The organism is Actinophytocola sp. (assembly GCF_049647105.1).
Lineage (GTDB): Bacteria > Actinomycetota > Actinomycetes > Mycobacteriales > Pseudonocardiaceae > Actinophytocola.
The window spans coordinates 1-22,196 of sequence record NZ_JBARWZ010000226.1 but is presented as its reverse complement, the minus strand read 5'-3'; the positions used below and the strand labels follow the sequence as shown (position 1 = coordinate 22,196).

The window sequence follows — 22,196 nt, the reverse complement described above, 5'->3', positions numbered from 1 at the left end:
CGACAGTACGCGGGTGGACCGACGGGAAAGATGGCGCCGGCCGGAGGCTGGGGGGACATCCGGCCGGCGTTTCCGGTCTCCTATGCGACAGACCCAAGTCGCGTCAGCAATGCCCTGGGGGTGTAGACACCACCGGAATACTCTGGTCGTTTTTCGCCGCAATCGGCAACCATCTGTACAACGGAGGACCCCGGTCCCGCGTTCCCGCCTAAACGTGCCTTCCGTCACAAAGAGTTACAGACGTGGTATCACAAAGGTGATCAGTGCAGCTCGGCGGCGCAGCTGCCGGATTCGCGACGTAGCGGACAGTGACCATGTAGGTCGTCAGATCCGCCGCCCGACCCCACGAAGAATCGCCCGCGTGACGGCAGGCGAGATCCGGTTGAGCACCGCCCCGGCCTTGGCCTCGGGCGTCACGGGCACCACCGTCCGACCGGACTGAACCGCGGCGACGACGGCGGTGGCCACCTTTTCGGGCCCGAACCCGCGACGCCGGTAAAGCTCGGTGGCCCGCGCCCGCAGCTCACGCTCCTCGTCGGCGCCGGTGCCGGCGAACCGCGCGGCCGAGGTGATGTTGGTGTGCACGAACCCGGGACAGATCGCACTGACCGCGATCCCGTCCGAGGCCAGCTCCCCGGCAAGGCACTGCCCCAACATCAGGACGGCGGCCTTGGTGGTCCCGTAAGCAGACAGGGAGGGAAGCGGAAGATACCCGGCGCCGGAGGCGGTGATGACGACGTTGCCGCCCTCCCCACGCTCGACAAGGGGTGGCAGGAACGCGCGCAGGGTGTGGATGACACCCCAGACATTGACGTCCAGGACCCGCTGCCAGTCCTCGACGCTGGTGTCGAGGAAAGGTCCGGCAACAGCGACACCGGCGTTGGCCATCACGAGGTCGGGCACCCCGTGCTCGGCGAGGACGTGCTCGGCAAGCCGCTGGGTGGCGGCCCCGTCGGAGACGTCCAACTGAAACGCGGAGCCGCTGACGTCGGCAGCGGTGCGAGCAGCGGCATCGAAGTCGATATCGACGCACAGCACCTCAGAGCCCTCAGCGGCAAGCGCCAGAGCGGTAGCCCGCCCGATCCCACTACCGGCACCGGTGACAAGAGCAAGCCGCCCAGCCAACTCGGACCGCGGCTCCCCGACAACGGCACGGCCAAGCTCCCGGGAAGCGGCGGCGCCACCAAGATGCTCGATGAACTCGACAATCATCCGAGCGGCAAGCCGCGGCTTCTCCCGGACAACCCAGTGCCCGGCAACGACGGGGCGGCGCCAGAGCCGCTCACACCAGGGATCGGCGGCCTCGAGAATCGACGGCGTGACGAAGGGGTCCTGGGCAAGCGCGAGCTGCTGAACGGGCACGTCGGTCCGCCGAGCCCCAGGCTGGGAGAGCCGCCCGACCATGTTGGCCCGGTAAAGCTCGATCCCGTTGCGAGCGTCGCGGTAGCTGGCCAGAAACTTCCGCCGCAAGAACGGCACCCGCCACACCAGCTCGGGGATCACCGGCACCTGAAACGCCCCGATGTACCAGGAGTGAAGAAGCTGCCGAAGCACCCGCCCCTTGGGCGCCGACCGCATCCAAGCACCAACGTGATCGAGGTCAGGCCCGGAGACGGAGGTGTAGGAAGCGAAGAGCCCACGCAGGTCGGGGTCGCTGACAGCGCCCCAAGCCTGAATGGACCCCCAGTCATGAGCGACAAGATGCACAGGCCGGTCGGAAGCGCTGCGGACAACGGCGACAAGATCCTCGACAAGCCGAGCGATCAGGTACCCGTCCCGGCCGCCGGGCGCCCCGGACTCCCCGGCCCCACGCACGTCATACCGGGTGACCCGAAACCGCCCCGCCAGCTCGGCGACCACCCCATCCCAGACCGAAGCGTTGTCCGGATACCCGTGCACAAGGACGACAGGAACCCCATCAACGGGCCCGTCCTCGTAAACAGCAAGCCGAACCCCACCAGACTCCACCCACCGTCGACCCATGAGGTCACGGTAGCCGCAACCCCCGGAACCGCATGCGCTAAGCTTCCCGAAGTCGCAAGACGAGCCCACGTAGCTCAGGGGATAGAGCACTGCCCTCCGGAGGCAGGTGTCGCAGGTTCAAATCCTGCCGTGGGCGCACTCCCCAGACATGCAAAAACAGCCGCTGACCAGCACGAACACCGGTCAGCGGCTGTTGGCGTTCTACCCGGTTGTACCCGGCCAGATCTGGCGTTCTACGGACGTTTACGGACACCGTACGGACGCGGCACGGACGCACTCACCGGGCCGGTCTGCGGGCGCTGGTCGACTGGGTCGGTGACGGTCGGGTGCTGACTACGACCGGCAACACCAAGTTCGGCGACGCCCGCGAGTTGGTGACGCTGCTGGACACGGGCGACATCCTCGACCCGCGAATCGGCGAACGCGTGTATCGCACCAAGAGCAGTACCGATCTGCCCGGCCTCACGCGCCTGGTCGAACTGGCCAAGGAGGTTCGGCTCGTCCGAGTGGTCAAGAAACAGCTTGGTGCGTGTCGCGAAGTCGGCGCCGCTGCTGCGCGACGGCCTGGCACTGTGGACGGCCGCGTTCGACGCGCTGCCCGCCCTGGATCTTCTCGTGCGGCCACGGTCGTGAGTGGCCGAACACACCCGGATGGTCGACAGCATCCTCGACGACGTGCTGCCCGACGTGCTCAACACCGTGTACGGGCTGCCCGAGCCGATGCCGGTGATCCGGCTGGCCGAGAGCGTCTGGACGGCCTGCGCCGAAGCGTTCTACCTCGATGAGCTCGATCCCACGGCCGTGACGCGGTGGCGTGAGGGCGTCGGCGCGGACCTGCGCCGGCTGCTTGGCGAGTTGGCCGAGTTCGGTGCCGTCGAACTGACCGTCGCCCAGCCCGACCCGATGTACCGGGCCGACTTGGACTCCGACGAACCCGGGCCGCTGTCGCCGGACGCCTGGGACCGCCTGCGGGCCGCGCTGGCACCCGACGCCGGCCCCGTGGAACTGGTCTCGATCAGGCCAGCGGGAGGCGGGATTTCGAACGCGATCAGCGGACGGGAGACCTGGCCGAGTGGCACAGCCTGTTGCTGGACCGGCTGCCTGACTACGACGCCGATGACCTGCTCGACAAGGTAGCCCAGCACCCCACCCTCGGCGGGCCGGAGCTGACGTTCTTCCAAGCACAGCTGGCGCGTCAGCGCGGCGATCTCGATCACGCTCGCGAGCTCCTGCACGAGTGCCTTCTCAGGCTCCCCGGCCACAGCGCGTTCCAGGCCGTCGCGATCGAGATCGACGCTCCCCTCCCGGAACGGGCCCGGCAGATCATCGAATCGAATCGTCAAGCACAGTTGTCGGAGTACTGACAGTCCGAACCAGAACCACCGCGAACGCAGGTACGGCTCCCGGTGAGTCGGAGGGTCGCGGTCGTCGTGCGGCCCGTTGCGGGGTAGACCGGCAGTCGTTTGCTCAACGAAGATCAGATCAGGTGGTCCCGTTCCTCCTTGGTGTATATGGGTTTGCGGCAGTCGTGTCCTGAATGCTCGGCCTCGAACGAGCGGTTCCCGCGTCGCGCGGCGGCTCGGTGACCGGCAGTTGAGCTGTGATCACTCCCAACCAAGCCGTCGTGGATTCCACCGCTGTGGTGGATCGTCGGGTCCGAGGAGAGGATCGAGCAGGGTGTGCGCGAGGCCCGCGGCCAGTTCGATCGTGCGGTAGTTGGCCAGGCCGGCGACCTTTGTCGCGGCGGTGCGGTAGCCGGTTGGCCAGTTCGTACCTGGGATGGTGAATGTGCTGGGAAGGTCGAGCACGGTGCCGCGAGCTCTGCGGCGGCGGACTTCGGTTCGAAGCGCGAGGTGCACCAGAGGGCCGTCGAGTGGCTCGCGGTGGGCTATGAGCAGGAGGTCGACCAGGTCGCGGTATCGAGTGGACGGGATGGTGTGGTCGGTGCCGTGCAGTTCGTACAGGGCGCACACCTTGTCGGCGACATGGTCGACCATCGGATACAGCGCGACGACCGGGTAGCCGGTGGGCCAGTCCAGTGGGACGGCCGGCTCAAGTCGCTTGTACGTGGGCTGCCCCAGCGGGACACGATTGGTCACGACGTCCACGCTGACGGGAGTGTTGATCGGACGACCACCCAGTTGCACCTTGAACCTCACGCGGCTGGTGCCGTTGCCGTCCGTGCGGTCTTCTCGGGAGTGGACGGTGAAGTGGAGGTAATCGTCAAGGTCGAGCGCGGCAGCTCGGATCAGAGTGGCGACGGCGTCGTCCAGGGTGGTGGTCGCGGAGGTGCCACACAGGTCGATATCGCTTGAGTGGCGGGCATCGGGATAGCGCGCCAGCAGAGCCTGGCCGCCCTTGAGCAGCCAGGCGTCGGGGTCCGCCTGGAACACACGAGCAAGCAACCGGACGAGGTAGAACCGCGTGATGAGGTCGTTGGAGGAAGCGTCCGTGTCGCGGGCCGCCTGCCTGGCGCGGGCCGCCAGTGCTTGACGCAGCGCCTGCGGTGACTCGTAGGTCACGGAGTCTCCATCTCTTCGTCGTGATCGTCGTGGTCGCGGTCATCATCATGATCGCGGCTGGTCTCCGGCCTGGCGGAGGAGGGCTCTGTGTCGGCGGTATGGCTTTGTTCCCTGGTTCCTCGCGTGACCTTCTCCACGAGACCAGGGGACTGCAGCAGCATCGCGAGGCTGCGTAGCTCATCTGGGTTGAGCGTGACCAGCCGGTCTGCGACGGCGAGCACCTGTCGACCGTGGTCCTCAGCAGCGCCGTGGTCGCTGTCTCCAAGACCCCGGTATCCGACCTGGTCAAGCAGTCGTGTGATGACCTTCATACCGCGATTCGATCCCCCGCCTCGGATCCCATAGGCCGTCGCGAAGCGCACGACCCGCTTGGACAGGGCAGACAGATCGACGAGGTTGCGGCGGTGCGCATCGGCCAGCACATCTCCGACGTGGCCACCGTCGGTGTGATCGGCCAGCAGGTCCACGATGGTGCGTTCCACGGTGGTGACTGGGAGCCCATCCACACTCGTGACCTCGTCGTCGGTGAGCTGTGCGATGCGCAGGCGCACGTTCGGGTCGCGGCTGGTGCGCCGACGAGGAACTGTGATCTCCACGCTGTCCGGTGCCAGGTCGCCCAGGCCGTGCAGGACAGCGGCCGACCGATGGGAGAGCACTCCACCGTCGGGGTCGAGTGGCTTCCGTTCCCATCCCGGGCGGCCAGCCGCCAGCCGTAGCCAGGCAGCGCGCTCAAGCAGGTGCTCGGCGGCCATCGCGGCCGGCATCCCGTACACGCCATGTGTGATGCGCTCAAGCAGCCCCGTGTCAACCAGTCGGCGGAGGGTGACGCCGTCGACTCCCACGATCTTCGCCTGCGCGGAGGTCACGAGGCCCCCCTGGTCGGCGGCATAGTCACCGACCAGGCGAAGCGCCTCAGTTTGCCTCACAAGACAAAGATAACAGGATGCGACAGCAAAAGTTACACTCAGATGCCATTTTTGCTGTCGTAGTCCTCATGGAGGCGGCTCGTCGTGCCGTCCGATCACGCCACCCGCTGGGCCGCTGTGGCCATCGACGTCCCAACGAGTCGTGACATGCCGCATGCCATGAATGCGTCTGAAAACAGGGTGGTTGTGGGCTACTGTAGAGGTTGTTCTTGAAACTGTAGTTGCTGGTAGAGGCGGTAGGCGACGTCGAACCGGGGGCTCCGGAGGCAGGTGTCGCAGGTTCAAATCCTGCCGTGGGCGCCCCCTCTCATCTGGGAATCCGGCCGCTGACCAGGCCGAACTCTCTCATCAGATGATCATGGACTGTCCGGACAACAGCCCACACCGCCTGATCGCCAACCCACAAGAAACTAACCAGCCCTGAGCCACACCAGACCCAGCACCCACCGCTCAACCAGAACTCACTTTTTCAGGTCGAAGTAATTAGCCCTCGCGGAGCATGGTCCATGCGGCGACGCCGTCCTCGGCATGGTCGCCCAACCTTCGCCACGACACGTGCGCGGCGTCGTCCAAGGCTTCCGCCGCATCCAACGGCAGCGACTTGTACACAGGATCGCTCAGGAGGGTGTCCGGGTCATCTACCAACGACACCAGGAACGCGATGTCATCCAAGTGGCGTGATCCGGTTCGTTCGGTCGGGCCGGGTAGGCCGATCGCCTTGAGTTTGATGTTGATTGCCGTCAGCAGGCTGGGAACGAATACGACTTCTTCACGCTCTCCGTAGGTGGCGGTGACAGTGCATGAGTGCTGCAGTGCCTTCCTGGCGCCGGGCACCTGGACGGTCTTCCCATAAGGGGTGTGCAGCTTGGGCAACACACGCTCACCCAGGTGATCGGGAGCCAGGATGTCGACCTCGACTCCGTTGCCGTTCCTGTACCGGTACGCCAGACCATCAGCACTGACACCGGCGACCTCGTAGCCCAACCGATCGAGGGCGCGATGCGCCTTCGTGATCGCGTCGACCTCGACTCGCATATCGAAGACCACGTCTATGTCCTCGGTGAAGCGATGCGGACTCCGGCCGACGAGGGCACCGTGGAGATAGACCATCTGCCCGCCGATCAGCGTCCACGGCCGGGGCAGCGCCGCAGCGAGGTCCAACATGGCTGGCCACAGCACCTCGTCACGGCCGGCGGCCAGTCGCGGTAGCTGGACCGTGCCGAGATGGGGAAGAGCGGTCATGTCAGCAGTCCTCGTTGTATGCGGCGCAAAGCTGGCGTGCCGCACGTACGGACCGCTCATCCCCGGAATCCGCGAGGTCCGCGGCTACCGCTGCCGGAGGAGCGAACCCGGCATGCTCGTCGCTGAAATGCAGTGCCTCGGAGAAGAGAGGCACGCGGATCAGGACGTTGGGCACCTGAGGATGCAGGTTGATCCGCTTCCTCGCCACCAGCTCATGGAAATAGTCAGGCTCGACGTAAAGCTCGACATCGTCGACATCGCTGACCAGGTCGATCCCATAGTGAGACGCGGCCGCCACACCCCCGACGACTGCTCTTGGATCCTGGCGCAGGCGATCAAGCGGTCCAGGCAACATCCGAGCCCTGTGCATGTCAGCACGGTTGGCGAGCATGCGTGGCCACTGCTCGACAGGCATTCGACGCACGTACTTGTTGACTCGGCTGCGCTCCGCCGGCGCCAGCCACGGTGCTCGCACGCCACTCAGCTGCCAGAGGAAAGCCCAGGCCATACGCGGTGACAGTGGGCGACCAACCCTCGGTCGAACGATCTCCAGACGTCGACGAACGGAGTCAGCACTGACGAGCACTGCCCGCCCGATTCGCTCCGCATCGAGTTGTCCGTTGTGGACGAGTTCACGAACACGCCCAGGCGAGACTCCGAGCTGCCGCGCAGCATCGGCAACCGAGAGTAGTGAGAGCGCCTGGCTCATGTCATGACCTCCTGGACTGACTATACACAATACCCTCGCTGATGGCGGTTATTGTGTATATAACCGCAGGTCAACCAGTTTAACTGGTGCCTTCTATGCTCCTGGCTCGCAGGTTCGAAAGCGTGAGCTGTGTTCTGCGGCTGACCTGCGGATACACCATCTGTGCGCATGCGTGCGCATGCTTGTCGGTCCGAGCCTCTCGCGCGGAACACACGTGCAGGTCAGAGCCACAATCACCTGCCGTGCTTCCCTAGCCCTCCGCAGGCAGGTGTCGCAGGTTCAAATCCTGCCGTGGGTGCCCAGGAAAAAGGCTGTCGGTCGCCGGGCGGCCGAGGTCGCCCAGCCCGTCAAGCAGTTGCTCACGGGCCGAGCAGCAGCGACGGCGTTCGCGGGCCGTCAGCAGTCGACAGAGCGGCGGTCACCAGCAGAAGCGCTGGCAATGAAGGGGTTTACGGATGAGGCCCAACGGTGACGATGATGATCTCGTCAGGTTGTCCGTAGATCCACCAGATGCGCCACGCGGAGGGTGTCTTGTTCTCTACGTACGACTCCCACAGTGCGGCACCATCCGGACCTGGAACCGACTGATAGCGGTGCGAGTTCAGGCCCGCATGGTTTGGTCCAATGTTCTGCAGCAGTCTGAGCGTCTTTCGGACCTTCTTGAGCTTGGCCGCGTACTGCGGTCTTTGCAGGTCCTCGATGACCTTCTCAGCCTCTGGGGTGTACTTGAGGATGTAGGGCGGAGCACTCACTCGTCGTCGGCATCCTCGTCTTCGGTGAGCCAGTCAAGCCGCTTTGCCTTGCCCTCGGCGGCGTCAGCGAGACCGCGGAACAGGGATGCCTTCAGCTCTTCGTTCTCCCATACGAGCAGTTCCCGCTTGGGGATGCTGGCGAGTGGGGTGAGCATGATGACGCCTTCGTCGTTGATCGAGAGTGCGAACCGGTCGTCCTTGTGTACGCCGGCCTTGCCGAACGCGATGCGAGCACGTTCGTCGGCGGCGACTTCAGCGATGGGGCGGAACCCTTCCAGTGTCGACACGGCTGCCTCCTCTCTTACCCCATGATATGGGCAAGTGGGTAAGTGGGCAATGCCCACGTCCCCATCACCTGGGGAGCCAAGCTGCACTAGGTTTGCCGAGGTCAGCGGCACATGGTCGATGTCTCGACGTCTTCCGCGGGCTTCCCGTCGCGCGGGCCTATGTCGCTCCTTGCGCCCATGGGGGCACCTGAGCGCCGGTCCGGCGTCTAACGTAAGTCGGGTGTCCGAGGGGGAGATCAAGCACAACGATTACGACGAGTTCGCGTGTGTGTATGCGCGTCGCAACGAGACGAATCCGTTCAATGCGCTTTACGAGCGGCCTGCGATCTTGGACCTTGCAGGTGAGGTGCGCGGGCTGCGGGTGCTCGACGCGGGGTGTGGAGCCGGGGTGCACGCGGCCGAACTGGTCGATCGTGGGGCCACCGTCACCGGGGTGGATTTGAGTCGGAACCTGCTCGACCTCGCGCGTGAGCGGCTCGGGCCGCGGGTGCCGTTGCACCGCTCGGACCTGAGTCAGCCGCTGCCCTTCTTGGACGGCGCGTTTGACCTGGTGCTGTCGTCGCTCGTCCTGCACTACCTGGCGGACTGGGAGCCCACGCTGCGCGAGTTCCATCGGGTACTCGCGCCCCGTGGCCGGGTGGTGTTGTCGACCCACCACCCCTTCATGGACATGCGGATCATCGACAGTGACGACTACCTCGGCACCTTCAGCTTTACCGAGGAGTGGGTGCAGGACGGCCGGACGATGCGCATGCGGTTCTGGCATCGCCCGCTGCGGGCCATGCTGGCCGCGTTCACCGCATCGGGATTCGCGGTCGACGACATCGCCGAGCCGGATCCGCGCCCGGAGATGGCCGAAGTTGCTCCGGACGCATATCGGCACCTGAGCCGTAACGCCCAGTTCCTCTTCTTCTCTCTCACCGCACTGACGCACGACCACCCGCTCATCGGCACATCACGATGGCTACTCTGACGTTCCGAAATCTTGGCGTCTCGTGCCGACGATCGACAAATGCGTGGATGGGGTAGTGAGCGAGTACCAGTACTACGAGTTCCTGGCGATCGACCAGCCGCTGGACGACTTCGACCAGGCCGAGGTTCGGAAGCTGTCCACCCGGGCGACGATCACTGCCACCAGTCTGGTGAACGAGTACCACTGGGGCGATTTCAAGGGTGATCCGAGCTCGTTGATGGCGCGCTACTACGACGCGCACCTGTATGTGGCCAACTGGGGCACGCATCGGGTGATGTTCCGCCTGCCATGTGACCTGCTCGATCCCGGCGTCGTCGAGACCTACTGCGTCGGCGACCAGGTGAGCGCCCGGGGCACGGCAGAGTTCGTCGTGCTCGACTTCACCAGTGAGGATCACACCGAAGAGGAAGAGTTCGACTACGACGCCGAAACGTTGCTGTCGGCCATTGTCGGAGTTCGTGCCGAGCTCGCCGCCGGTGATCTTCGGCCGCTCTATCTCGCCTGGTTGGCCGCCTACGGTGCCTGGGAGCACGACGAGGACGTCTTCGACCGCGACGCCGACGACAACCTCGAGCCGCCGGTTCCGCCCGGGTTGGGCACGCTCACCGCGGCGCAGCGTGCGCTGGCCGGCTTCCTCCGCCTCGACGACGACCTGCTTGCCATCGCGGCTCAGACTTCTCCGTCCTTCGTGACGATCGCTGACGATCCCCGCGAACTCGCCGCCTGGGTCGGTGGCCTGCCGGTTGCCGAGAAGGACCGGCTCCTGACGCGGGTCGTCCGGGGTGAGGCCACTCGGCTGCGGATGGAGCTGCTGCACCGTTTCCGCGGCGACACCGCCGCCCCGGCCATCCCGGTCCCGGCCCGCCGGACCGTGGCCGACCTGCTCGACGCGACGGCCCGCCGACGAGCCGGCCGATAACGGTCGAGCATGGCTGCGGGGGTGTCGCGGAGCCGATCTCGTCCTGACCAGCCATCGCGTTTGTGCACGACTCGTGCCGATCTGTGTAGTCGCGACCATCGGGGGGCAGACCGGTCGTGCCGGACGTTGTTCACTGGGTGGTGACAGATTTCGACAACTTGTCACATGTCCGGCTGTCCAGTGGGCCGGGTGCGGAAGGGAGAGGTCTGGTGAAGCGGATCAAGCTGGCCATCGCCGCGGCTGTCGCCGTGGTGTTGGCCGGTACCGGAGTGGCGGTGGCCGCCGGGGCCGGGGGCGTCGCGAAGCAGGGTGTGGCGGCCTCGGAGATCTCCATCGGCACGCACAACACGCACTACGGCGACGGCAGCTTCGAGTCCTTCGCCGGCGTCATCGGCTGGCAGGAGGTGGAAAGCCCGGCCGCGATCACGAAGCTCAAGAACCGGCTGGGTGCGGCCTACAACCACTACCTCGGTGGCGGCGCGCCCGCGTCGGCCATCCCGCTATCGTGGCGTGTCGACCGCTTCGCGAAGCTCGGCGAGGGCAGCGTCCAGACGCACGGTGGCGAGGCCGGGGTGACCCCTGCCCGGTACGTGAACTGGGTGCGGCTGGAGATCCGCGGGACCGGCACCCAGCTGATCGTGGTGAACACGCACTTCATCTCCGGTGCGTGGAGCGGGCACCCGGAACGGCAGGCCAGGTGGAACACGCACTACCAGGTCCTGCACGACAAGGTCGCCGCGCTGAAGCAGAGCCATCCTGGTGTGCCGATCTTCGTGATCGGCGACTTCAACCGGGCGAAGGCGATGGGCATGCCCAGCCCGACCCAGTGGGTGCCGGTCGCCGGGGGCGGGGTGCCGATCGACCACATGTACGCGCCGTCGAACGTCTCGCACACCTCGGTGACGCGGCAACCGATGTGGGGTTCGGATCACCACGCCTACAAGATGTCCGCGACGATCTGACTTTACCCGGTTGATGGTCCACAGTGGAGATCCACTGTGGACCATCAACCGTTCTCCTGGATCAGGCGTGCCCTGCGTGTCTCGAGGAAGGTTCGTTCCGTGTCGTTCGTGGCCAGGGTGATCGCCTCGTCGTAGGCCGCGACGGCGGCCGGGATACGGCCGAGGCGGGTCAGCAGGTCCGCGCGGGTGGCGGGCAGCAGGTGGTAGCCCGGCAGGTCCAGCTCCTCGATGGTGGCCAGCGCCAGCGCCGGTCCGTGTACCTCGGCGACGGCGACCGCCCGGTTGAGCGCCACGATCGGGGTAGGGGTGTGTGCCAGCAGTTGGTCGTAGAGCGCCAGCACCTGCGTCCAGTCGGTGGCGGGCCCGTCCGTGTGCACGGCGTTGATCGCGGCCTGTAACTGGTAGGGCCCCGGCTGGGCGCGGCGCAGGCACTGCCGCACCAGGTCATGCCCCTCGGCGATCAGCTCCCGGTTCCACAACGACCGGTCCTGCTCCGCGAGCACCACCAGCTCACCGGACGGCCCCACCCGAGCAGAACGCCGGGCCTCGGTGAGCAGGAGCAGCGCCAGCAGCCCGATCGCCTCCGGCTCGTCGGGCATCAGCTCGGCGAGTGCCCTCGCCAGGCGGACGGCCTCCAGGCACAGGTCCGTCCGCATCAGCTCCCCCGACGTGGACGTGTAGCCCTCGTTGAAGACCAGGTAGAGCACGGTGAGCACCGAGGCCAGCCGATCGGGGAGCGTGGCGGCGTCCGGCACCTGGTACGGGATGCCTGCGTCGCGGATCTTCTTCTTCGCACGGACGATCCGCTGGGAGATCGTCGCCTCCGGCACCAGGTAGGCCCGCGCGATTTCCGCCACCTCCAGCCCGCCGAGAAGGCGCAGCGTGAGCGCGGTCTGCGCCAGCGGCGACAGCGCAGGGTGGCAGCACGTGAAGATCATGCGTAACTGGTCGTCGCGCACCGGTCCCACCTCCTTCGGCTCATCGGGTTCGTGCAGCAGCAGCGCCTGCGCGTGGCGGGCTTCCCGGGTGGATTCCCGGCGCAGGCGGTCGATCGCGCGGTTGCGGGCGGTGGTCACGATCCACGCGCCCGGATTGGGTGGCGGTGCCTCGTCCCACTTCTGGACGGCCACCGTGAACGCGTCCTGGACGGCCTCCTCGGCGAGCCCGATGTCACCGAGGAGGCGTGTCAGTGTGGCCACGCATCGGCCGTACTCAGCCCGGTAGACGCGGTCCAGGTCCATTCCCGCGCTCATTACTCCGACGAGCCGTTGAACGGGCGCACCTCGATCGGGCATCTACAGGCCAGCGCGCACCGCTCGGCCCAGGACAGCGCCTGGTCGAGGTTCTCGCACTGGATCACCCAGAACCCGCCGAGCTGCTCCTTCGTCTCAGCGAACGGGCCGTCGGTCATCGTGGTCGTGCCGTTGTCTGGGCGGACGACCGTGGTGGCGTGCGAGGGCAGCAGGCCGCCGACGAACACCCATGAACCGGCCGACTTCATCTCGTCGGTGACCTTGCCCGTGCGCGCGAAGTTCTCCTGCATCTCCTCTTCCGACAGCGTCGGCGCGCTTTCGTCCCACTGGACGGCGAGCAAGTACTGCTTCATGGCGAACTCCTCGAAGGGATCAGACGGAAAGGCGGCGAGCGATGGCCGGAATCACGATCGCGGCGGCCACCACGTGCGTCAACATAAGCAGCAACTTCGTGGTCGCGGCGGCGTCCGCGAGCACATCCGGTACCAGTGACAACGCAGTCAGCACGATAGTGGTGCGAACGAACGCCGTGCGCGGGTGGCGAACCGTTCGGGCCAGCACCAGGGCCAGCCCAAGGCCGAGCACGGAGAAGACGACGGTCAGCATGGCGAACCCGACCACCGGAATCGGCGCGCCGCCGACCGCGAGGCTGATCCCGGCGAAATCACCCAATGCGGCGATCGTCGAGGTCGCCACGGCGGCGATGGCCGTCGCGGTCAGGCCACCGATGATCAGTGGCTTCGCGGGAGCGGTGGTGGTGGTGGCGGTGGTGACGGACATTTGCTGCCTCCGGTGATTGGCGACCGGCCGTTGCCGGTCTCTCACCTAGGCGACGAACGGGCTCGACGCCATTCGACATCACCCAGAAAATAATTTCGGGGAATCTCACGCGCTCGTCAGCGCAGCGCGGAGAGCAGGGTCGACCTGTGTCGCTCGATCAGTGCGCGATCGGAGGTGGCCCAGGTGATGGCGTCCCGGGCGTGGTCGCGGCGGGTGGCGGTGAGCGCGGGGTCGTGGAGGTTGGTCTGCTCGGCGTCGATGAGGCGCGTTTGCTGCCGGACCATCGCGGCGATGAGCCGCTCGGGCTCGATGTCGCCGTAGCCGTCACGTAGTTCGCGCAGGTGCGCCGCCTGGTCGGCGATCGGCACGTTGCCGAGTGCCTGGATGCACCAGGTCCACGCCATGTACCCGACGTCGTCGAGGCGGCTGCCTGGGGAACAGCTGGTCCAGTCGATGAACGCTACCGGCAGCCCGTCCTGGAAAACCGTGTTGAACGGGCCAGGATCGCCATGGATGACGCACTGGTGGTCGCCGGCGATGGCATGGCCATCGGTGGCCTCGTGCAGCCGGCGAAGCATGGTCCCGGCGAGCGCGTAGGCGCCCTGCGCACGCTGCGTCGGGTGGTCGGTCGTCCGGCCGGGGATGTAGCTCAGGATGTCCCGGCCCTGTTCGTCCACGCCCAGATAGCGAGGTGCGTGCGGGTAGCCGGCGGACTCCAGGTGGCGCAGCACCCGGGCGGCGAAGGGAGATCGAGACCCACGCGTGCGCCGCACCGTGGCGCCGACCCGGACGACCTCCTCGGTGTCGTGCCCGCCGACGAGGGGTTCCTCGGCCATGTCCGCCACCGCACCATGATCGATGCCCCGGCGGGGAAGCGTCAACTCGCCCCGCACCGGCCGGTCACGGGTGCGACCTGGTCAGCGCGGCGATCAGGTCGGCGCGATGTGGCCAGCTTCGGGTCAGTTCGGTCTGATCTCCCGGTTCGAAGTCGTCCGGTACGAAGCCCGGCGCCATCGTGTTGCCGTAGACCCCGTACTCGCCGCCCGGTCGCAGGCGTGCCCCCATCCAGGTGGTGCTCGGGACCGTGACCTGAACGCGCTGCCCGCCGAGCACGTCGGGGCCGAGGATCACCAGCTCGTCCTGGCCGTCCGGGTGGAGCAGGAGCAGCTCGATCGGGTCGCCCAGGTAGAAGTGCCAGATCTCGTCGGTTGGCAGGCGGTGCAGGTCCGAGAACGAGCCCGGTTCGTCGGTGAACATGGCCACCATCGCGTTGCAGAGCGGTTTTCCGTCAGGACCTCTGCCCGCTGACTCGTAGGTCGGGGCGAACAGGACGTCCTCCTGCGGCAGTTTCGTCATCTGCCACAGCTGCCGTAGCTCCTCGGCGGTCGGTCGCATGCCGGTCACGCCCTTCGCCTCGGCCCGCGTGCCGAGCGTCCTCGATCGTGGCGGGTGTTGCCCGGCCGGGGAGGCCGGGCAACACCGGATGTCACAGCGGTTGTACCCAGTATGGGTTGACCGTGATCGTGCCGTTGGCCGCCGCGCCGGTCAGGGTGCCGGTCGTCGCGGTCGACAGGGTGTACCAGGAGTCGACGTAGTCGGGGTCGTCGGTCCACCACTCGGTCGGGATCGCGTTCAGGATCGCGTTCACCAGGGGGATGTACACGCCGCCGTCGATGATGGTCAGCAGGGCCTGGCTCAGGGCGAGCGCGAGGTCGCGGTAGTTGGTGCCGCCGTCCTCCTCCATCAGCACCAGGTCGGCCAGGTTGTACTTGTACGACGAGAAGTGGACCAGCAGCTGACCGGGGTAGTAGGTGGTGCCGTCGTGGTCCAGGTACGGCATCTCCGCCGTGTCGACCTTGACCTTGCCGTCCTGGCCGAAACCCGCCGCGATGGCGAAGATCTCGGCGCCGCCCTTGTGCCACGGTTCCTTGTCGTCGTTCAGGCGGATGGACGTGACCTGGGTGGCCCAGTAGCCGGCCGCCGCGTCGACCTGCGCGGCCTGGCCGTTCGCGGACAGTGTCGAGCGGACGACCTTCATGCCCATCGCCACCGCCGCCGACGTGTCGACCTCCACCAGGTAGACGGGGCGGTCGGGAACGCGGTTCGGGTCAAGCTGAACCACGGTGGCGGCGCGGTCGTACGCCGTCACCGCAGTGAGCGTGTCATCGGTCGGGGACGACGCCACGAGGGGCGCGACGCCGCGGCGCAGCGCGGGGACCATGCTGGGGTCCGCCAGCCGGACGGTGAGCAACGGCGTGCCGTTCTGCGGCAGGCCCTTCGCGGACAGGACGGTGCGGTTCGCGGCGCGAACGGCCCGGCCAAGCCGGCTGGTCTCCGGTGCTCTCGCCAGGTTCACCGCGTGGTCCGCGGTGGTCGGGAGCAGCTTGCGCGCGTCGGCGGCGTAGTCGCTCGCCAGTTGGCGGGCGAGCTGGTCGGTGACCGTGGCGACCGGGGACAGGGCCGGTTCTGCTTGTGCTGTGGGTGCGGCCATGAGGCCGACGGCGACCACGGCGGCGGTGAGTGACGAGATCGCCATGCGAGTGGGACGTGACGACAACACGAGTCGTGCCTCCTTGACCCACGTGCAGGGGGGCGCGGGTCAAGTGAAATTAAGACTAACTTTCATGTTTGCGTCAACGCATCGGCGCAGGATACGGCCACTGGACGGCGACGATGCGGCCTATCGGCCGCCGCCGACCGGACGCTTGATCGGACGGTTGGCGGGGTGACGGGGGGCTCCCCGTCACCCAGGACACTTCGCGTCCTGGGTGACGGGGAGCCCCTTCTCACATGTTCTCGGCGCCGGTCCTGATGGCCTCGCGGATGCGGAAGTAGGTGCCGCAGCGGCAGATGTTGCGCAGGCCGTCGAGGTCGGCGTCGGTGATCGCGCGGCCTTCCTCCTTGGCACGACGCACCAGCGCCACCGCGGCCATGATCTGGCCCGGCTGGCAGTAGCCGCACTGGGCGACGTCGTGGTCCAGCCATGCCTGTTGCATCGGGTGCAGGTCCCTGCCGACCGTGGCCGGAAGTCCCTCGATGGTGGTGACCTCGTCGCCCGGCCCGAGCGCGCCGACCGGGATCGCGCAGGGGTTGACCGCCTTTCCGTTGATGTGGCTGGTGCACGCCTTGCAGACGTTGATGCCGCAGCCGTACTTCGGGCCGGTGATGCCGAGAAGGTCGCGCAGCACCCACAACAGGCGCACGTCGTCGGCGACGTCGACGGTGACCTGCTGCCCGTTGACGCGGAAAGTGTGCTCGGGCACTCAGAACTCCTTGTTCAGGCCGTCAGTCGGGGAGGCGGGCACGGGCGGGACGGTCGCCTTGGGGGTGAAGGACAGGGTGCCGTGGTTGATGGGGAAGCTGGTTGGCATGGTGCCGGTCGCGCGGCCGTACGCGCACGCGACCGCCGCCATCGTCGCGGCGACCCCCAGTTCCCCTGCGCCGCCGGGGTTCTCTGACGTGTTGGGCATGACGATGATCCGCAGCTCCGGCGGGGTGTTCCACTGGCGGGTGTAGAAATAGTTGTCCCAGCTGGCTTCCAGGAAGTACCCGTCGCGCAGGTGCAGGCTGGAGGTCAGCGTCAGTGCGATGCCGTCGGAGACACACCCCATGATCTGCGCCTCCAGACCACGCGGATTGACCGCGAGGCCGACATCCACGGCGAAGACGACCTTGGTGACGCGTGGCCCGGTCACCCCGTCGCGGATGGGCCGGTTGACGGTCTCCGGCCGGCAGTCGATCTCCACCAGCACGGCGCTGACGGCCTTGTACTCGGCGTGGAAGGCGATGCCCTGTGCGGTGCCCGCAGGCATCGCCCTGCCCCAGCCGCCGACGTCGGCCACCTTGTCGAGCACCGCGCGGGAGCGGGCGTCGCGGAGGAAGTCGTGCCGGAACCGGTACGGATCCTTGCCCATCTTCGCGGCGAGCCGGTCGACGATCAGCTCCCTGGCGCAGGTGACGTCGGGGGAGTAGACGTTGCGCATGCTGCCGGTGTTGAAGCCCTTGTCGGTTTCCGACAGCAGCCGGGTGGCGATCCCGAAGTTGTACGACATCGTCTGGCTCAGCTGGAAGAACGTCTCGGAGAAACCGATGTCGCCGACGGGTAGCTGCGCGGCGAACGCGGTGATGATCTCGCCGAGCCCGTGGCCGAGGTCGGTGGAGACGCTGGTGTGCCGCTGGTGGTAGCTGAGCACGGTGTCGCCGAGATAGGAGGCGCGCACCCGGGACGTTGCCATCGGGTGGGTGCGGCCCTGGCGGGTGTCGTCGGCGCGGTGCCACATCAGCCTGACGGGTTTGCCGATCTTCTTGGACACCTCGGCCGCCTCCAGCGCGGCGTCGAAGAACAGCTTGCGCCCGAAGGAACCGCCGCCCTCGACGACGTGCACGGTGACCCTGGACAGTGGCAACCCGAGCTTCGCCGCGATGGTCTGCCTGGCGACCACCGGCGACTTCAGCGCGGACCAGATCTCGGCGCGGTCGGAGCGCACGTCGGCGATGGCACAGTTGGGTTCCAGCGCGCTGTTGCCACGGAAGTAGAACGTGAACTTGGCCTCCACTGTCGGTGTCACGGGAGGGAGCCCGATCGGCAGTTCGGCGGCGGCCAGCTCCCGCAGCACGGTGTCGTCGGATTTCCCCGCCGCCGTACCGGGTTTCCAGGTGACGCTCATGGCACGCACACCGTCGATGCACTGGCCGAAGGTCCTGGCGCGCACCGCCACCCCGGTGCTGATCACCACGACGTCGGTGACCCCCGGCATGGCACGCACCTCGGCGAGGTTGGCCACCGAGCCGACCTTGCCGTTGATGGTCGGCGGGCGGCACACCATCGTCGGTAACGCATCGGGCACGTCGAGGTCCATCGCGAACTTCTTGCGCCCGGTCACCGACGCCAGCGCGTCGACCCGGTTGTGCGGCTTGCCGATGACGGTGAAGTTCTCCCGTGCGGTGAGCGTCACCGGCACCTGCTCGGTCCGCGTGCTCGCCGCCTTCACCGCGAGCGCACCGATCTCGACGCGGTCGCCGGAGCGGTTCGTGATCACCCCGTTCTTCATCGTCAGGTCGGTCGAGCCAAGCTCGGCCGCCGCCGCGTCCAGCAGCCTGCGCCGGGCGATGGCGGCGGCGACCCGGATCGGGGTGTAGGTCGAGATGGTCGTGTTCGACCCGCCGGTGAGCTGGTTGAACAACAGCTCCGGCCGGGCGTCGGCCAGCGTGACCCGCACCCGGGTCAACGGCACGGACAGTTCCTCGGCGATCAACATGGCCGTCGAGGTGGTGATGCCCTGTCCCACCTCGGCTCTCGGCAGGGCGAACGACACCGTGCCGTCCTGGCCGACCTCCACCGCGATCAGACCGGAGGTCGGCAGCGCCGCCAGGGTCATCAGGTCGTTGAGGTCGACCACATCCGTGATGTCCGGCGACGGCAACCGCGGCTGTGCCGCCGCGGCTGCCGTTGTCTCCGCCAGACCAACTTCCGCGGCGGTCACGAGGGTCGGTGCTGCCAGCACGTACCCGAGGAACCGCCGCCGCCCGAAGGTCTCGTCCATGTCCGCTCAGCCCGGCCGGTTGCCCGTCGGGATCACGATCTTGGTCTCTTGACCCTTGGTGAGGAAGAACAGGATGTACTGCCTCAGGGCCTCGTCGATGGTCCAGGCGATCTCGGGCACCAGCGGCAGCGGGATGAGACCCTCGCGGAACCTCACCAGGATCGGCCACACCGTAGCGAGTGTGCGCTCCCAGAACGGTTCGCGCGGGATCTGGTCCCAGTTGGCGACCTGCTCGTCGACCAGGTACCGGCCGAGCGCGTTGACGATCGGCCTGCTGATGCTGCCGGGGCTCGTCTGCTCGGCGAGCTGGCCGAGCAGGATGTCGGTCAGCTCGACACCCTCCTGCGTCGGTCCCATGTTCCTCGGCAGGATCTGGTCCGACTGCGCGTTGGCCGCGGCCCAGGTCGCGGGGATGTACTCGTCCTTGACGCCGAGCAGATGCGCGGTCACCTGCCACGAGTGCAGGTAGGCGGCGGAGTCCGCCGAGCCGATCGGGACCTTCCACTCGAGCATCTTGCGCATGGCGTAGGTCGGCAGGGTGTGCCAGGTGACGAGGATGTCCTCCTGGCTGATCGGGACCTCGCCGGTCCAATGTGGAGACTGCGGCAGCAGGTGCCGCACCGCCGCGTGCACCAGCCTGGTCTTCACGGCGTTGACCACACAGTTGCCGTCGGGCCGGAACGCGTTCAGCGCACCGACGGCGAACCCGAGAATGCTGGTCTTGGCGACGCGGTCCTCCATGTCCGCGCCGCCCGCCGAGTAGTAGACCGAACGTGCTTCCTTGGGAATCGCGGTGCTCAACATGCCGCCGCCGACTCCGTTGAGCAGGTTGAGGTACAGGCCCCGCTTCTTGTTGAACTGCGCGGCCGTCTCCAGCTTGCCCCGGTCCGCCCACGACGGCAGCTGACGTGCTTTCTCCATGAAGGCCAGAAGATCCGAGGGCAGTCCGTCCGGCAGGGGCTGGTCGTTGCGGGTCCAGTCCCACAACAGACGGTTGACCTCCGGTACGTCACCGCGCTCGAACAGCGCGGCGACCACCGGGTCGGCCTCCTCGTCCCAGACCCACCGCGGGTCGGTGCCCGCGCCGGTGCCCGCGACCGAGCCACTCGGCGCCCAGGTCCACGCCAGCGCCTGTGCGGGCGTGGCCATACTCAGCGCGCCGAGCGCGCCCAGTGCGCCGCCCGAGAGCAACATCTTGCGCCTGCTCAACTCTGCCATCTCCGGAAACTCCTCCTTGGGTACCGCGGGTCAGCTGCTCGTCGGGCCCGTCAGTTCGGGCGGTTGGTGTCGGGAATCTCGATGCTGATCGGCCGAGCCTCGGACAGGAAGAGGAGGGCCGCCTTGCGCAGGAACTCGTCGAACAGCCAGTAGGCCTCCGGCGCCAGCGGGAAGGGCAGCAGCCCTTCGCGGACGGCGATGAAGGGACCCCAGGCGACCCGCAGGAGCGGGTCCCAGATCGGCTCGCGCGGGATGTTCACCCAGCCCGCGATCTTGTCGCCGAGCAGGAACCGGGTGAACGCACCGAGAATCGGCTTGCTGAGGATGCCACCGTCCACAGAGGAGCCGAGGTTGAGTAGGATGTCGGCCAGGTTGTTGCCTTCCGGGGTCGGCGCCAGTATCGGGGTCAGCACCTGTGCGGCCTGGGAGTTGGCCTCGGCCCACGAGTTGGGGATGTACTCGTCCTGGATGCCGAGCATGTGCCCGCCCAGCTGCCACGAGTGCAGGAACGCCGTGGACTCGGCGGCGGGGATCGGAATCTTCCACGCGACCAGCTTCTGCATGACGGTCGTCGGCAGGCTGTGCCAGGTGACCATCAGGTCCCGCTGGCTGATCGGGATGTCCTCCTCCGCGACCGGCGGCCAGTGCGGGGACTGCGGCAGCAGGTGCCGAACGGCCGCGTGCACCAGCCGGGTCTTGACGCAGGTCACGATCATCTCGCCGTCGGGTCCGAAGGCGTTGCGGGTGCCGATGTCGTACCCGAGCTTGGCGGTCTTGGAGATGCGGTCCTTCATGTCCGCGCCGCCCTGCGAGTAGTAGACCGCGCGTGCCTCCTTGGGGATGACCGTGCTCATCATGCCGCTGGCCAGCCCGTACAACAGACCGAGGTAGAGCCCGCGCTTCTGGTTGAACTCGAAGGCGGTCGCGAGCTTGCCATGGTCGGCCCACGACGGCAGCTGCCGCGCGTGCTCCATGAAGTCCCGCAGGTCCGTCGGCAGCCCGGCCGGCAACGCCTGGCCGTTCGTCTTCCACGTCCGCAACAACTCGTTGACCCTGGACACCTCGCCCCGGTCGAGCATGGCGGCGACCACCGGGTCGGCCTCGGGGTCCCACACCCACCTCGGGTCCGCACCGGCCCCGGTGCCTGCCACGGAGCCTGACGCCGACCACGTCCACGGCACCGCCTGTGCGGGCGTCGCCACGGTCAGCGCGCCGATCGCACCCAGCGCACCGCCCGCCTTGAGCATGTTGCGCCTACTGTGTTTGTCCATTGGTTGAGCTCCTCCTCCTCGTCGAGGTCGAGAGCACTGCCTGCCTGATACGATGAAACGGAAGCTGCTTCTCTGTATCATCAGAGCACACAGTGTCGGTCATCACAAGCTCCGTGTGACCGAGGACTGAGGCAGAATCAGTACCGGAGGTGGTCGTGGATCCCGCTCTGTCAGTGCTCATCGCGGCAACTGGTGAGGAGTCGCTGCTGGAACGCGCCTACTCGGACGCGGTCGAACGAGTCGACGAGGTGGACGAGGCCCGAGGGCGCATCCTCGACGCGGCGTACGAACAGTTCTGCCGGATGGGCATCCAGCGATCCACGATGGAGGACGTCGCCCGTCGTGCCGGGGTCTCCCGGATCACCGTCTACCGCCGCTTCGCGACGAAGGACGTGCTGGTCGAACACGTCGTGCGACGCGAGTTCCGCCGGTACTTCGACCAGTTCCTCGCCGACATCGAACAGGCGGACACCGCCGCCGAACGGGTGGTCGTCGGGTTCGTGAGCTCGTTGCGCACCATCCGGGGCAACCCGCTGATCGGCGGCCTGATCGCCGCGGAACCCGCACTGCTCGTGCCATCCATGATCAGCGACGGTGGCCATACGCTCGCCACCGTGCGGGCGTTCGTCGCGGGTCAGCTCCGCCGCGAGCAGCACGCGGGCAACGTGCCGGCCGACCTGGACGCCGACCTGGTGGCCGAGATGATGGTCCGTGTCTCGGCGTCCTTCCTGGCGATCCCCAGCCACGTGGTCGACCTCGACGACGACGAGCAACTGGCCTCGGTGGCCCGCCGGTTCCTCGTCCCCATGCTGGCCACCGGCGCCTGAGGCCCGTTGGGGTGGCGTCGGCTCGTCGC

At 67.3% G+C, this 22,196-nt stretch carries 23 protein-coding genes and 2 tRNA genes; 8 read left to right on the top strand and 17 right to left on the bottom strand.

Annotated elements, in window-relative coordinates; translation table 11 throughout:
* Window positions 1-324: 324 nt before the first annotated feature.
* Window positions 325-1,983: an SDR family oxidoreductase gene (locus tag WBA97_RS26920; RefSeq protein WP_424233715.1), complete on the bottom strand. Its 1,659-nt coding sequence runs from the start codon at window positions 1,981-1,983 to the stop codon at window positions 325-327.
* A 63-nt stretch (window positions 1,984-2,046) separates the two neighbouring features.
* On the opposite strand from WBA97_RS26920, the gene WBA97_RS26915 reads away from it, so the two are divergent.
* The 3 genes from WBA97_RS26915 (at window position 2,047) to WBA97_RS26905 (ending at window position 3,347) form a co-directional block, all read left to right on the top strand.
* A tRNA-Arg gene (locus WBA97_RS26915) sits at window positions 2,047-2,119 on the top strand.
* A 497-nt stretch (window positions 2,120-2,616) separates the two neighbouring features.
* A complete protein-coding gene (locus tag WBA97_RS26910; RefSeq protein ID WP_424233714.1) occupies window positions 2,617-3,120 on the top strand; it encodes a hypothetical protein in 504 nt (167 codons plus the stop codon).
* Complete coding sequence (locus tag WBA97_RS26905) at window positions 3,069-3,347, top strand: hypothetical protein (RefSeq protein ID WP_424233713.1); 279 nt, start codon at window positions 3,069-3,071, stop codon at window positions 3,345-3,347. Before WBA97_RS26910 ends, WBA97_RS26905 begins: the two co-directional genes overlap by 52 nt.
* 240 nt (window positions 3,348-3,587) lie before the next feature.
* Here the strand turns inward: WBA97_RS26905 and WBA97_RS26900 are convergent, their stop codons facing one another.
* The 4 genes from WBA97_RS26900 to WBA97_RS26885 all read right to left on the bottom strand — a co-directional run bounded on the left by WBA97_RS26900 (window position 3,588) and on the right by WBA97_RS26885 (window position 7,382).
* Window positions 3,588-4,505: a nucleotidyl transferase AbiEii/AbiGii toxin family protein gene (locus tag WBA97_RS26900; protein WP_424233712.1), complete on the bottom strand. Its 918-nt coding sequence runs from the start codon at window positions 4,503-4,505 to the stop codon at window positions 3,588-3,590.
* A complete protein-coding gene (locus WBA97_RS26895; protein ID WP_424233711.1) occupies window positions 4,502-5,431 on the bottom strand; it encodes a type IV toxin-antitoxin system AbiEi family antitoxin domain-containing protein in 930 nt (309 codons plus the stop codon). Before WBA97_RS26895 ends, WBA97_RS26900 begins: the two co-directional genes overlap by 4 nt.
* A gap of 483 nt (window positions 5,432-5,914) precedes the next feature.
* Window positions 5,915-6,673 (bottom strand): hypothetical protein, encoded by a 759-nt coding sequence (locus tag WBA97_RS26890; protein WP_424233710.1) that lies wholly within the window; start codon window positions 6,671-6,673, stop codon window positions 5,915-5,917.
* Window position 6,674: 1 nt separating this feature from the next.
* A complete protein-coding gene (locus tag WBA97_RS26885; protein WP_424233709.1) occupies window positions 6,675-7,382 on the bottom strand; it encodes a type IV toxin-antitoxin system AbiEi family antitoxin in 708 nt (235 codons plus the stop codon).
* A 208-nt stretch (window positions 7,383-7,590) separates the two neighbouring features.
* Here WBA97_RS26885 and WBA97_RS26880 point away from each other — a divergent pair.
* Window positions 7,591-7,680: transfer RNA gene (locus WBA97_RS26880), tRNA-Arg, on the top strand.
* Between the two features lie 151 nt (window positions 7,681-7,831).
* Here the strand turns inward: WBA97_RS26880 and WBA97_RS26875 are convergent.
* Together WBA97_RS26875 and WBA97_RS26870 are read right to left on the bottom strand one after the other, a co-directional pair.
* Complete coding sequence (locus tag WBA97_RS26875; RefSeq protein ID WP_424233708.1) at window positions 7,832-8,134, bottom strand: hypothetical protein; 303 nt, start codon at window positions 8,132-8,134, stop codon at window positions 7,832-7,834.
* Complete coding sequence (locus WBA97_RS26870) at window positions 8,131-8,421, bottom strand: hypothetical protein (RefSeq protein WP_424233707.1); 291 nt, start codon at window positions 8,419-8,421, stop codon at window positions 8,131-8,133. Before WBA97_RS26870 ends, WBA97_RS26875 begins: the two co-directional genes overlap by 4 nt.
* Before the next feature lie 220 nt (window positions 8,422-8,641).
* Between WBA97_RS26870 and WBA97_RS26865 the strand changes: the two genes are divergently transcribed.
* From WBA97_RS26865 to WBA97_RS26855, 3 genes are all read left to right on the top strand, one after another.
* Window positions 8,642-9,394: a class I SAM-dependent methyltransferase gene (locus WBA97_RS26865; RefSeq protein WP_424233706.1), complete on the top strand. Its 753-nt coding sequence runs from the start codon at window positions 8,642-8,644 to the stop codon at window positions 9,392-9,394.
* 22 nt (window positions 9,395-9,416) lie between these two features.
* A complete protein-coding gene (locus tag WBA97_RS26860; RefSeq protein WP_424233705.1) occupies window positions 9,417-10,313 on the top strand; it encodes a hypothetical protein in 897 nt (298 codons plus the stop codon).
* A gap of 209 nt (window positions 10,314-10,522) precedes the next feature.
* Entirely contained in the window at window positions 10,523-11,275 is a 753-nt protein-coding gene (locus tag WBA97_RS26855) for an endonuclease/exonuclease/phosphatase family protein (protein ID WP_424233704.1), read from the top strand.
* Between the two features lie 44 nt (window positions 11,276-11,319).
* Here the strand turns inward: WBA97_RS26855 and WBA97_RS26850 are convergent, their stop codons facing one another.
* The 10 genes from WBA97_RS26850 to WBA97_RS26805 all read right to left on the bottom strand — a co-directional run bounded on the left by WBA97_RS26850 (window position 11,320) and on the right by WBA97_RS26805 (window position 21,340).
* Window positions 11,320-12,516 (bottom strand): RNA polymerase sigma factor, encoded by a 1,197-nt coding sequence (locus WBA97_RS26850; RefSeq protein WP_424233717.1) that lies wholly within the window; start codon window positions 12,514-12,516, stop codon window positions 11,320-11,322.
* 11 nt (window positions 12,517-12,527) lie between these two features.
* Entirely contained in the window at window positions 12,528-12,881 is a 354-nt protein-coding gene (locus tag WBA97_RS26845) for a YciI family protein (RefSeq protein ID WP_424233703.1), read from the bottom strand.
* A 19-nt stretch (window positions 12,882-12,900) separates the two neighbouring features.
* Window positions 12,901-13,308, bottom strand: a complete 408-nt coding sequence (locus WBA97_RS26840; protein ID WP_424233702.1) for a DUF6069 family protein — start codon at window positions 13,306-13,308, stop codon at window positions 12,901-12,903.
* A 116-nt stretch (window positions 13,309-13,424) separates the two neighbouring features.
* A complete protein-coding gene (locus tag WBA97_RS26835) occupies window positions 13,425-14,144 on the bottom strand; it encodes an aminoglycoside phosphotransferase family protein (protein ID WP_424233701.1) in 720 nt (239 codons plus the stop codon).
* A 64-nt stretch (window positions 14,145-14,208) separates the two neighbouring features.
* The gene (locus WBA97_RS26830) at window positions 14,209-14,703 is read right to left on the bottom strand and encodes a cupin domain-containing protein (protein ID WP_424233716.1); all 495 of its coding nucleotides are present in this window, start codon (window positions 14,701-14,703) and stop codon (window positions 14,209-14,211) included.
* Between the two features lie 91 nt (window positions 14,704-14,794).
* The gene (locus tag WBA97_RS26825) at window positions 14,795-15,868 is read right to left on the bottom strand and encodes a DUF3103 family protein (protein ID WP_424233700.1); all 1,074 of its coding nucleotides are present in this window, start codon (window positions 15,866-15,868) and stop codon (window positions 14,795-14,797) included.
* A 226-nt stretch (window positions 15,869-16,094) separates the two neighbouring features.
* On the bottom strand, window positions 16,095-16,571 hold the full coding sequence (locus WBA97_RS26820) for a (2Fe-2S)-binding protein (RefSeq protein ID WP_424233699.1): 477 nt from the start codon (window positions 16,569-16,571) through the stop codon (window positions 16,095-16,097).
* Window positions 16,572-18,851: a molybdopterin cofactor-binding domain-containing protein gene (locus WBA97_RS26815; RefSeq protein ID WP_424233698.1), complete on the bottom strand. Its 2,280-nt coding sequence runs from the start codon at window positions 18,849-18,851 to the stop codon at window positions 16,572-16,574.
* Between the two features lie 6 nt (window positions 18,852-18,857).
* On the bottom strand, window positions 18,858-20,069 hold the full coding sequence (locus WBA97_RS26810; RefSeq protein WP_424233697.1) for an oxygenase MpaB family protein: 1,212 nt from the start codon (window positions 20,067-20,069) through the stop codon (window positions 18,858-18,860).
* Between the two features lie 50 nt (window positions 20,070-20,119).
* A complete protein-coding gene (locus tag WBA97_RS26805) occupies window positions 20,120-21,340 on the bottom strand; it encodes an oxygenase MpaB family protein (RefSeq protein WP_424233696.1) in 1,221 nt (406 codons plus the stop codon).
* Window positions 21,341-21,495: 155 nt separating this feature from the next.
* Here WBA97_RS26805 and WBA97_RS26800 point away from each other — a divergent pair, with 155 nt between their 5' ends.
* Window positions 21,496-22,167, top strand: coding sequence for a TetR/AcrR family transcriptional regulator (locus tag WBA97_RS26800; protein WP_424233695.1), 672 nt, complete (start codon window positions 21,496-21,498; stop codon window positions 22,165-22,167).
* Window positions 22,168-22,196 lie beyond the last annotated feature (29 nt).